Source organism: Algoriphagus sp. (genome assembly GCF_046296635.1).
Classification (GTDB): Bacteria; Bacteroidota; Bacteroidia; order Cytophagales; family Cyclobacteriaceae; genus Algoriphagus.
In genome coordinates, this window is record NZ_JBKBKZ010000021.1 from 13,751 (window position 1) to 25,724 (window position 11,974).

Genomic DNA, 11,974 nt, shown 5'->3' on the forward strand with positions numbered 1-11,974 from the left:
ACACAGAGGGATGATTATAATTCATGCGAAGATTCCACCTGCCTGCCGGCAGGCAGGTATGGCCTTTGAAAATCAAATTATAAACACATGAAACAAAAAAATCTTCTTTATCTGAGTTTTATCGATTTAAGATAATAATTTTGCCGACCCACGTTTAAAATCGGTACTCAGGTACTACCTTAAACATCAAACTCCAAAACAACGCCAAACAATCAGCATAAAATGGGATTATTCGATTTTTTCTCTAGTGATATAGCCATTGATTTGGGTACCGCAAACACCCTGATCATACATAAAGACAAAATAGTGGTGGATGAACCATCCATCATCGCCATCGACAAGACAAACAACCGTGTGCTTGCTGTCGGCCGTGAGGCGATGAATATGCACGAAAAAACCCACGAAAACATCAAAACGATTCGTCCACTTAAAGACGGCGTGATTGCTGATTTCTATGCGGCCGAGCAAATGATCCGTGGATTAATCAAAATGATCCCGGGTCAGAAAAAAGGTTTATTCCCCCAGTCTCACCGAATGGTGATCTGTATTCCTTCCGGCATCACTGAAGTGGAAAAAAGAGCGGTACGGGATTCCGCAGAGCATGCCGGTGCCAAAGAGGTCTATATGATTTACGAACCTATTGCTGCGGCGATAGGAATCGGGATTGACATAGAAAAGCCAATGGGCTCCATGATTGTGGATATCGGAGGTGGTACTACAGAGATTGCTCTGATTGCTTTGTCAGGTATCGTTGCAGATCAGTCCATCCGAGTAGCAGGTGACACTTTCACCAAGGATATCTTGGATTACATGCGTCGTCAGCATAATTTACTTATCGGCGAGCGATCTGCAGAAAAAGTAAAAATAGCAATCGGTTCTGCATTGACTGAGTTGGATGATGCTCCGGATGATTACGAAATCCGAGGACGTGATTTGATGACAGGTATCCCTAAAGTCATCAAAGTATCTTACTCAGAGATCGCTTTTGCATTGGATAAGTCAGTTTCCAAAATTGAAGAGGCAGTATTGAAAGCACTGGAGATTGCTCCGCCGGAACTTTCTGCTGATATCTATGACAACGGCATTCATCTTACTGGTGGTGGAGCGCTATTGAAAGGTCTTGACAAGAGACTTCACCAAAAGACAAAACTTCCTATTCACATCGCAGAAGATCCACTGAGAGCAGTAGTGAGAGGCACAGGCACCGCCCTGAAAAATATTCAAAACTTCCGAACCGTCCTGATGACTTAAACACTGAATGCTACGCATCCTACAGTTCCTTTATCGAATAAGGGCATTTATCTTATTCGTTTTTCTTGAAGTGATGGCAGTCTGGATGATTGTCTCCAATAATTCTCCACAGGGTGCGGCTTTTTTTAACAGTTCCAATGTTTTGGTAGGTACTGTGCTGAAAAAACAAGCAGATGTGGTCCAGTTTTTTTCTTTGGCTGAGGCAAATGAAGCCTTGACTGCCGAAAATGCTGAAATCCTTCAAAAATTAAGCTTTCTCCAAGTCAAGCCCGATAGCATGGCTTTCGCACTTGACTCTGTTTTCGCGAAAACTTATCAGTTTAAGGGTGCACGGGTGATTGGGAATTCACTGCGGTTTTCGCAAAACTACCTAACCTTAAACAAGGGTTCCAAGGACGGAATCAAGCCCGGCATGGGAATTTTCAATCCTGCGGGAGTAGTAGGTCGGGTGAAATCAGTTTCCGAAAACTATGCTGTGGCATTTTCATTGCTTAATACAGGTCTGTTGGTGTCCTCAAAAATTAAGTCAACGGATGTATTTGGGTCAGTACAATGGGATGGTAAAGATGCCACGGAAGCAAGACTTCTTTTCGTGCCACGGCACGTCAAAACTCAAGAAGGTGATACGGTAGTGACATCCGGGTTTAACGCTGTTTTTCCTGAAGGAATCCTTATAGGCGTTATTTCCAAAATTTCTCCCGATGTTAAAGATCCAAACTATCTGGCTCTTACTGTAAAGCTAAGTACTGACTTCAGTAAAGTAAATTATGTTTACCTCGTCGAAAACACCTTATTCAACGAACTTGACTCACTCTATCGTCAATCAGAGATAAGCAATGAATATTAGAAAACTGCTTTCCTACCTAATGATGATCATTTTTCTGGGCGTGGTTCAGATTTTATTTTTGAAAAATCTGGCGCTTTTCGGAGTAGCTTTTGTGTTCATTTATCTGCTGAGTGTCCTGATTTTGCCAATTTCGCTCAAAACTTCGCCGCTGCTGATTATCGCTTTTGGTCTTGGCTTAATGGTAGATGTTTTTTACGAAACAATAGGAATGCACGCTGCAGCAGCGACATTAATGGCTTTTGTCAGACCCCTATGGCTGCGGGCAATTAGCCCAACAGGTGGATATGTGGATTCAGAAGAACCCTCGCTAAATGAGATGGGTTTGGTTTGGTTTCTAAGCTATTCTTTTCCTTTAGTTTTTATCTATTCCTTGGTGTTTTTTGCCGCTGACCAGTGGGGAACAAGTGGCTTTTTTGGAGTAGTGAACAAAAGCTTTTTTTCCTCGATTTTCACTTGTCTTTTGGCTATACTTGTACAACTCCTATTCTTCAAACGCAGAAGGGGAATTCAATGAAAGACCAAAGACCCATAGTCATCCTCATTTTTATTTTCTTGGTGAGTATTATCCTGCTTATCAGGCTATTCATGATACAGGTCATGGACGACAGCTTTATGAAACGGGCTGAACGTAATGCAATACAGCGAATCGTGGATCACCCATACCGAGGACTGGTTTATGATCGAAACGGAAAGTTGCTAGTTTTCAACAATCCGATCTTCGACGTCATGATTGTACCTAAGGAATTTAAAGTCGGAGATACAACGCGATTCTGCGAGCTTTTCAAAATATCCAAAGAGCAACTCATCGAATCCTATACCGTTGCTCGAAAGTATTCATCGGTCAAGCCCTCCACCTTTATCAAGCAAATCTCCACCAAAGACTTTGCTAGAATACAGGATTTCCTGGTTGACTACCCTGGACTTTTCATCATGACTCGTTCAGTACGATCCTACCCTAATTCGACCGCAGGGCATGCTTTGGGATATATCGGTGAAATCAGTGCAGGACAACTCGAGCGAGACTCTTTGAAATACTACTCCCAAGGAGACTACGTAGGCCTGAGTGGTATGGAACGCTATTATGAAAACGAGCTCCGTGGCCGAAAAGGAGTCAAATACAAAATGGTCAACGTTCGGGGTATTGATAAAGGTCCATTCAAGGACGGAGAATATGATACTGCATCTGTTGCCGGCAAAAATATCACCTCCACCATTGACATGGATTTGCAGATGTATGGAGAAATGCTGCTCGCTGGCAAGACCGGATCTGTCGTAGCGATTGAACCCGCAACTGGCGAAATTCTTGCTATGATTTCTGCGCCGTTTTATGATCCAAATGGATTAACTGGTGCTGATTTTTCCAAAAGCTATCGGAAACTGAATGGTGATCCCAGCAAGCCACTTTTCAACAGACCGATCATGGCCACATACCCACCAGGATCTATTTTTAAAATCGTACAAAGTCTAGTTGGGCTCCAGGAAGGCGTATTGGTGCCGGGAACCACCTTTGCATGCAATAGATCACTTGTCGCTTGCCACAACCACCCCAATCCGGTCAACCTTTTTGGCGCCATTCGTAACTCCTGCAATCCTTATTACCATCAGGCTTTCCGGCAAATTATTAATCGGGAAGTTTCCAACAATACGTTCAAAGACACTGAAATTGGTCTGAATGCCTGGAGAGAAAGTGTCATGAAATTCGGACTTGGAGGAACGCTTGGGGTTGATATGACTAATGAAAAAGGCGGTTCTATTCCTTCCAGCAATCTCTATGACCGAGTGTATGGAGTGGGGCGATGGAAATATTCCACAATTTACTCGCTTTCAATCGGTCAAGGCGAAATGCTGGTCACTCCTCTTCAGATGGCCAATCTTGCAGCGATTTTTGCAAATAAGGGATTCTATTATACCCCTCACTTGATTAAAGAAATCGACGGTGATCCTACTCTAATTCCAGCTAGATATCAGATAAAAAATGATGTCGGAGTTGATACTCATCATTTCGACCTAGTTCAGGAAGCGATGGTCGAGGCACTGTCTGGAACTGCAACAAGAGCCATTTTGAAAGATATATTAATCGCAGGGAAAACTGGGACGGCTCAAAATTCTCATGGAGAGGATCACTCGGTTTTTATCGCTTTTGCTCCAAAGGATAATCCTCAAATCGCCATCGCAGTCTATGTTGAAAACGCAGGTTGGGGAGGTAGGGCAGCTGCAAGCACCGCTTCGCTGATGATTGAAAAATACCTGAGGGGAAACATTTCTCGTCCTTCTTTACAGGAGTATGTTTTAACCGGAAACTTCAAATAATGCGGGAAGCTGATATACAAATCAATCGAGTGGATTGGATTACAGTGTCGATTTATTTCGCCCTGGTGATCATCGGATGGTTTAATATTTATGCCGCTGTGTATGATAGCCAATTCGAAAAAAGCATTTTTGATATTTCCATCAATTCAGGAATCCAATTAGTTTGGATCGGGACAGCCATTGTGTTGATTACCATAATCATGGTCGCCGACTCCAGATTTTTTGAGAATCTATCTTTGGTTATTTACCTGGTTTTCATGGTTCTTCTGATCCTTACCCCATTCATAGGAAAGGAAGTAAATGGACAAACGCTCTCAATTGGCTATGGGAATTTTCGTATTCAGCCCGGTGAGTTTGCCAAATTTGCCACAGCATTAGCTTTGGCAAAAGTCATGGAGCGACCAACATTTGACCTATCTAAGAAGAACTATCAGCTGATTGCCTTTGGGGTTTTATTACTACCTGTCATCCTTATTATCCTTCAACCTGACACAGGTACAGCAATGGTTTATTTTGCCATGATGCTGATGTTTTATCGCGAGGGACTACCCTCCTCCTATTTTGTCTTGGGTTTTGGGATGGTTGCAGTTACTTTATTGGCATTGGGCGTAGAGAACAATCTTTACCTGGCCGGAGCAATCGTAGTGGTGGTGCTTGGTTTAATTTTTTTAGGGAAAAGGAACTGGCAACGAGTTGTAGCTTTTTCTCTGATCGGCCTGGCCTTGATCGCTTATATCTATTCCTTGGATTTTGTGGTTTCCAAGCTTCCTCCCCATCAGCAAAACCGAATTATGGTACTTTTCAATCCTAATCTGGACCCATTGGGAGTAGGCTGGAATGTCACTCAATCCAAGATTGCGATTGGATCCGGAGGATTATTTGGAAAAGGGTATTTGGAAGGCACACAGACGAAATTTGACTTCGTCCCTGAACAGCACACGGATTTTATCTTTTGTACGCTAGGAGAAGAATTTGGCTGGGTGGGAAGCTTAGTGGTGATCAGCTTATTCGTTGGATTACTCTATCGACTAGTCATCATGTCTGAAAGGCAGAAGAGTAAGTTCAACCGAATCTATGGGTATTGCGTGGTTTCGATCCTGCTTTTCCACTTTATGATCAATATTGCGATGACGATTGGTTTGTTTCCAGTTGTAGGAATTCCGCTGCCTTTTTTCAGCTATGGAGGATCCTCCCTTTGGTCATTCACCGTGCTCTTATTCATTTTTATCAAAATGGATTCCTCGAGAGCGACACAGTTGGGTAGATTGGGGTAATATCAGTTGTCAGTCGCAGTTTTCAGTTTTCAGTTTTGAAAACCACACATAGAAAGCATAGCTAAAATCTTTCAGGAATAGAAAACTATGTGTTCCTATGATTCTATGTTGTAAGAATACCTTCATGATACTTACCACCAGTTGTTAAAATTCTTTTCACAACTGCGCGCACGTTGCGGAAAAAAATCTTTATGGTAAGAAAATCTTAAAGGTGAACCCAAGAAAAGCTTCAGCTTTTCATCTCCGTGACCTTGAAAAAGGTCTGAATTTCCTCTTCCGGTCGTAGTTCTTTTTAAACTCTAAGCTTCTCAAAATAAATTTCTCCTTGTGCTCCTTGGTAAAAAACCATTGCGCAACTTCGTGTGGCTAAAAAAAATTACCGCAAAGGCGCAAAAAAAAACGCAGAGAATATAGGATTGCATCGTCCCCGATAAAATCAATGAAAAGACTTGTCGGGAAAGGCTGCTGCTTCAAATGACGGCCATAAAGAGATGCGTACATCCATTGTGATCTTGATCAAGACTAATTTTGCCGAATAGTTCAAAAGAACCATCCAAGGCATCCAACCTAGAACTCTTATTCTCTGAGAACTCTGTGGTAAAAAAAGTGATGACAAAATGACTTTTACACGCCTACTTTTCCTTTCAATCCGAATATTTCCTGTAAACCAACTGCATAAATTCTCGCACGGGTTCGGAATCTGTCTGCCAGCCCAATTCTGAGACAAATCTCGAATTGATCAAGTCAACAGCCGAATTAAATGAACCAGCTTCATCAATTGATTTGAGGGCATGACGAAGTAAATCAGCATTTCCATCAAATAATTCTTTGGTAAACATAAATCGCTGATTCAAAGCAAGACTTTCGGAAAGCTCACCTAAGATTCCTTTCATTCCTTTGTAAGATTCTGAAGCAAAATGCGCTTTCAGTTTTGCGGCATTCAGCTGAGTTCCGTTACTTGTGATGGAGACTTTTTCAACTTGAACAGTCGATACCACCACTTTTTCTTCAAATGCTTGATTTATTGGAAAAGTGGACTGTCTGACCGGCTCAGGGTTTTCAATTCTGTCGAAAAATGATCCATCAGCTGCTTCAGCCTTGATCGCAGGTTCGCTAGCTGGACTAAAATCTTTCTCCCCAACTCCCAAATACAGATCAGAATCAAAGGCCTTGATATCGCCTAATGTGGCTAAAAGAAGATTTACAGATTCTAAAGAATCCTTGACCACTTGATAGTTGGCGCCAATCGCTCGCAAATAGGAATCGGAGTCATGACCAAAACCCGTTTTGTCAATAAGGAATGAGACCACTTTATCATTCCATTTATAGTATTTTTTGTTTTCCCGTAGGAATTCATTGATCTTTCCAGAGGGAGCCTTGCTGATTTCTTTTTGGTAAAATGAGACCGGATCTGTCGCAACTTGTATAGCTTGGGAGACAGCGGATTTAACCAAAGGCTCAAGATTTGAACGCTCTACTTTGATTCTTCGCGAGAGCACATTCATGAATTGCGTGAGTGCATCGTGCACTGCGATATCCCTATAATCAAAGTAAGGACTGCTTTTCAACTTTGCCAATTCTTCCTGCCAAAGTTCAAATAGCCGCTTGATGATAAAAAAATTGACCTGAATACTGCTTGTCAACTGAATGATATCCTGGCCAGTAATAAATTGTCTACTTGTGAAAAATTTCTCGCAAACCAGTTGCGCATATTCACGTGAATAGTTTTCTAAATAATTGCTGTTAATTTGAACTGTCATGAGTGGGTCTTATTTTCACAATCAAACGAAGAAATGCCCCGAATAGTCATCAAAAACCTAGGAAATCTTAGTATTGATACGGAACACCCTGATCGTAAAGTTATCGAAATAATTCATGAAAACGGTACGGACTGGATGCATGCCTGCGGAAAAAAAGGTCGCTGTACCACTTGCAAAATGATCGTGGTCAAAGGAATGGAAAACCTGAGTCCGGAGACTGATCGAGAGCTTTTTTACAGAAATCAAAACCGCCTTAAATTAAATGAGCGCCTTTGTTGCCAAAGTCGGCTCATAAAAGATGAAATAGTCATCCGTGTCGCCGAAATCAACAAATTCCCCCATCTAGCCTACACTGAGTAACATGTTTATTGAACCCACCCTGAACAGTCGCAGACAAGCCGAACGAAAAGGACAGATCGAAGTCATCTGCGGCTCGATGTTTTCAGGGAAAACCGAAGAATTGATCCGAAGACTCAACCGGGCAAGATTGGCAAGGCTGAAAGTAGAAATTTTCAAACCTTCGGTAGACAAGCGCTACCATGATCAGGACGTTGTCTCACATAATGAAAATAGCATTCGATCCACTCCGGTTAATTTCGCTGGAGATATTCTTTTGCTGACGGGTGACTGTGATGTAGTAGGAATCGATGAAGCCCAGTTTTTCGATGAGGAGATCGTGAGAGTAGTTCAATTGCTTGCAAACAAAGGCAAGCGCATCATCCTGGCGGGGTTGGATATGGACTTTGAGGGAAAGCCTTTTGAACCTATGCCCAAGTTGATGGCTATCGCAGAATATGTGACCAAAGTCCATGCTATCTGCATGAAATGCGGAGACTTGGCCGCTTTTTCGCTAAGACTATCTGAAGCTAAAGAAAAGGTGGTATTAGGTGAAAAGGAAAGCTATGAGGCAAGATGCCGCAGGTGTTATTTTGAGGATAAGAAGTGAAGGATGACCGATGTCCGGTGTCAGATGACCGATGCAAGGTGTAACTTCATCATTCGATATTCAACATTCGGCGTTCGATATTGAAAAAGTTGGAAGACCGAAGACGGAAGAAATGTCGGACGACCGATGACCGATGTTGAAAGCAGAAGAATGGTGACGTTTCAGGTCGAGCGGAGTCGAGACCAGGAAACTAATAACTGGTATTAAATATCAAGAAGGGGGAGAAAAGTAGGGATTGTAAATGGTAAATAGTTAAGAGTAAGTAGCGTAAAAGTTCCGCAAAAGCGAAGCTTTTAGCCTCCGTGGCCTTGAAAAAAGCCAACTAAGACTCAAAATCCAAAAAGTCCCAAATGAGCTTGACAAAAGCCTTTCTCAAAAAAACTTCGCGTTCCACGGCGTACTTTGCGGTTAAAAAAATTACACTGAAGAAAGGACCGATTTAGGTCTCATATTTCAAACCTCAAATTTCAAATCCTTAAACCAATGATCCGAAAAACTTCAGGACTAGTACTCAGTTCGATCCGCTACAAGGATACGAGTATTATTGTGAAGATTTTCACCCGGGAACTTGGCTTGAAATCCTACTTGATCAATGGAGTGAGAAGCATGGGAAAAGGCTCCAAAATGGCGCTTTACCAACCCTTGACTTTGCTGGACCTCGTAGTGTATAACAAAGAAAACTCAGGGCTACAACGGATCTCCGAGGCCAAGCTACAACGGGCACATCAGCGAATCCCCTTTGATTTTTCACGAACGAGTATTGCTCTTTTCATGACTGAAGTGATCAATCGCAGCATTTATGAAAATTATCAAAATGAATCGCTTTATGATTTCTTATCCGAAAGTGTAGTCTTTCTCGATCAAGAGGAAACTGTACTCGCACACTTCCCGTTGGTGTTTCTGATAGAAAAGTCAAAGTACCTTGGTTTTTCTCCTGAGGATGCAGAAGGCTTTATTTTAGAATCTGACAAACAGCCTTTCTCCCACGAAGAGCTCCCTTTGACCTTGAATTACCTCCAAACGTTAGTAGTTGAAAAATACCAATGCAGCGGAAAAGTCTCAGGATTCCTACGTAGAAAACTGCTGGATCACTTGCTCGACTTCTACGCCCAACAGATGGAAAATCCCAGTTCCTTTAAATCTCTGACAGTCATCAGACAAGTAATGGAGTGAATAACCTGAAATTCATTGAACTGTATCTCAATAAAAAATTTGTTAAATCCAAAAGCATCGTTTAATATTGTGTCATCACCGTGTATGAACAAGTCAGCCCGCTTTGACTTGAGCTTTTCCTGCAGACCTTTTTTGCTCAGAAAATCATCCACGTTCCCAAATAGCGCATTTTACAATATCTCATTTATTTCATACCCTCTTTATGTATAACATAGAAGAACTCCGAATCAGGCTTTTATCTGAACTGAAGGAGATTGCTGAGGAGCTAAAAGTCAAAAACTTCAAAACCCTCAAAAAAGACGAACTAGTCTACGCAATTCTGGACCAGCAGGCCATCACCCCAGAACAAGCCCTCCCCAAGAAAAAGCCTTCCGCAGTGGAAACTCCATCCACAGAAGCAGAAAAACCCGCAGAATCTCCCGCCCAAGTACCTAGCTTACCAAAAGTTGAAGAACCGGCCGAGTTCAAGCCTAAATTCAGAAGACAAAATGTCACTGAAATCCCTACAACACCTGAACCTGAGAAATCAACGGCTGAAGAAGCTGTAACTCCTGTGGAGCCCAAACCTTCAAAACCGGAATGGAAACAAAAGCGGGAAGAAAGACCAAATTTAGAAAAAAGAGAGCCAAGACCGGCTCCTGAAAGAAAAGAACCTCAACCTGCAATTCAGGAAGCTCCGGCAGCTGAAGAACCTAAGACTTTTAGACCCCGCAGAAGAGCATTTGAGGAAGTGGATGTCACTGGCAATACTGCCGAAACTACCGAAGCAAGCACCCCAATGCCGACTGTCGCTCCAAGACAGGAAACTGAAATCGAACTTCCAAAACGGAAGAATTTCAGAAACCCTGACGAGCTTATGGCTCCTGCAGCCGAAACAGTTCACAATCCCAATCGCAAGAAACCATTCGTAAGCCCTCGGGAATTTGACGGAGTAATCGAAAATGAAGGCGTCTTGGAAATGATGCAGGAAGGATATGGATTCCTTCGCTCATTGGATTACAACTACCTGGCATCTCCGGATGATATTTATGTATCTCCTAGTCAAGTGAAACTGTTTGGATTGAAAACCGGTGACCATATCAAAGGGTCTATCAGACCTCCAAAGGAAGGAGAAAAGTATTTTGCACTTCTTAAAATTGCAACTGTAAACGGAAAGACCACAGATGAAATCCGGGATCGGGTTCCTTTTGAATACCTTACGCCACTTTTCCCTGAGGAAAGATTAAATCTCTCTACCAAAGCAGATGGCTATTCCACACGAATTCTTGATCTCTTTGCTCCAATCGGAAAAGGACAACGTGGCATGATCGTCGCTCAGCCAAAGACCGGTAAAACGGTTTTGCTACAGCAGATCGCCAATGCTATCACTAAAAATCACCCGGAGGTTCACTTGATGATCCTGTTGATTGACGAACGTCCGGAGGAAGTTACAGACATGGCCAGATCCGTAAATGCAGAGGTGATCTCCTCTACTTTCGATGAGACAGCAGATCGGCATGTGAAAGTATCTAACATTGTATTGGAAAAAGCCAAGCGAATGGTGGAAGTCGGACATGATGTAGTGATCCTTTTGGATTCCATCACCCGACTTGCCCGAGCACACAACACCGTGGTACCGAGCTCCGGAAAGATCCTTTCCGGTGGTGTGGATGCCAATGCACTTCATAAGCCAAAGCGTTTCTTTGGAGCAGCTCGAAATGTTGAGAACGGAGGTTCGCTGACCATCATCGCCACAGCCTTGGTAGAAACAGGTTCTAAGATGGATGAGGTGATCTTCGAAGAATTCAAGGGAACCGGTAACATGGAACTTGCCCTTGACCGTAAGTTGGCGAATAGAAGAATCTATCCTGCTATTGATGTACTTGGTTCAGGTACTCGTCGAGAAGACTTGCTCATGGACAAGGAAGAGATGCAACGCGTATGGATCTTGAGAAAGCTGATGAGTGATATGAATGCTCAGGAGTCCATGGAATTCTTGCTGAACCGAATGAAGGGAACTCGCGACAATGCGGAGTTTTTGATCAGCATGAACGGGTAACAACCCCTGTCAAACAAAGAAAATACAAACCCCGACTGAGAAGTTGGGGTTATTTTTTTTCAAAAAATTGCCAGTTGCAATTCGTGTAAAACAGAAAAAGCTCGACTCTGAAGGAGTCCCAACGTGTACAGCTTACACTGTAACCCAAGGAAATTAGCCGCCAAATTTGAATCAACCTCTGCGCAGGAATCTCGGGGGAAAAGCGAAGCTCATGCTCAGGACTGGGGACGAAATAAGGTGGGAATTGTCTAGCACTTGGAGAGAAAAAAAGAGGTTGGACTACAAATCCTTGGATAAGACTTCCCGATTACAAATCTAGAAGGGCGAGAAGAGTGAGTGACTTACTCGATTTCAGCCTTTGAAAAGGTCCCAATT

10 protein-coding genes are annotated in these 11,974 nt (G+C 42.7%); 9 read left to right on the plus strand and 1 reads right to left on the minus strand.

Going from position 1 to position 11,974, the window contains the following annotated elements:
- Positions 1-222 precede the first annotated feature (222 nt).
- The 5 genes from ACK4HU_RS14900 to rodA are packed head-to-tail and all read left to right on the plus strand — an operon-like array spanning position 223 to position 5,682.
- Entirely contained in the window at positions 223-1,251 is a 1,029-nt protein-coding gene (locus tag ACK4HU_RS14900; protein ID WP_092731786.1) for a rod shape-determining protein, read from the plus strand.
- A gap of 7 nt (positions 1,252-1,258) precedes the next feature.
- Positions 1,259-2,098: a rod shape-determining protein MreC gene (mreC, locus tag ACK4HU_RS14905; protein WP_409808055.1), complete on the plus strand. Its 840-nt coding sequence runs from the start codon at positions 1,259-1,261 to the stop codon at positions 2,096-2,098.
- Positions 2,088-2,612: a rod shape-determining protein MreD gene (locus tag ACK4HU_RS14910; protein ID WP_409808057.1), complete on the plus strand. Its 525-nt coding sequence runs from the start codon at positions 2,088-2,090 to the stop codon at positions 2,610-2,612. The genes mreC and ACK4HU_RS14910 overlap by 11 nt, the downstream gene beginning before the upstream one ends.
- On the plus strand, positions 2,609-4,408 hold the full coding sequence (mrdA, locus tag ACK4HU_RS14915; protein WP_409808059.1) for a penicillin-binding protein 2: 1,800 nt from the start codon (positions 2,609-2,611) through the stop codon (positions 4,406-4,408). Before ACK4HU_RS14910 ends, mrdA begins: the two co-directional genes overlap by 4 nt.
- Positions 4,408-5,682, plus strand: coding sequence for a rod shape-determining protein RodA (rodA, locus tag ACK4HU_RS14920; RefSeq protein WP_409808061.1), 1,275 nt, complete (start codon positions 4,408-4,410; stop codon positions 5,680-5,682). The genes mrdA and rodA overlap by 1 nt, the downstream gene beginning before the upstream one ends.
- A 644-nt stretch (positions 5,683-6,326) precedes the next feature.
- On the opposite strand, the gene ACK4HU_RS14925 is transcribed toward rodA, so the two are convergent.
- Positions 6,327-7,442, minus strand: a complete 1,116-nt coding sequence (locus ACK4HU_RS14925; protein WP_409808063.1) for a hypothetical protein — start codon at positions 7,440-7,442, stop codon at positions 6,327-6,329.
- A 33-nt stretch (positions 7,443-7,475) separates the two neighbouring features.
- Between ACK4HU_RS14925 and ACK4HU_RS14930 the strand changes: the two genes are divergently transcribed.
- From ACK4HU_RS14930 to rho, 4 genes are all read left to right on the plus strand, one after another.
- A complete protein-coding gene (locus ACK4HU_RS14930; protein WP_409808065.1) occupies positions 7,476-7,802 on the plus strand; it encodes a 2Fe-2S iron-sulfur cluster-binding protein in 327 nt (108 codons plus the stop codon).
- Position 7,803: 1 nt separating this feature from the next.
- Complete coding sequence (locus ACK4HU_RS14935; RefSeq protein WP_409808067.1) at positions 7,804-8,388, plus strand: thymidine kinase; 585 nt, start codon at positions 7,804-7,806, stop codon at positions 8,386-8,388.
- Between the two features lie 483 nt (positions 8,389-8,871).
- Positions 8,872-9,561, plus strand: a complete 690-nt coding sequence (recO, locus tag ACK4HU_RS14940) for a DNA repair protein RecO (protein ID WP_409808068.1) — start codon at positions 8,872-8,874, stop codon at positions 9,559-9,561.
- A gap of 202 nt (positions 9,562-9,763) precedes the next feature.
- Positions 9,764-11,599 carry a transcription termination factor Rho gene (gene rho / locus ACK4HU_RS14945; RefSeq protein ID WP_409808069.1) on the plus strand — a complete coding sequence of 612 codons (1,836 nt, stop codon included), beginning with the start codon at positions 9,764-9,766 and terminating at the stop codon, positions 11,597-11,599.
- The last annotated feature ends 375 nt before the right edge of the window (positions 11,600-11,974 follow it).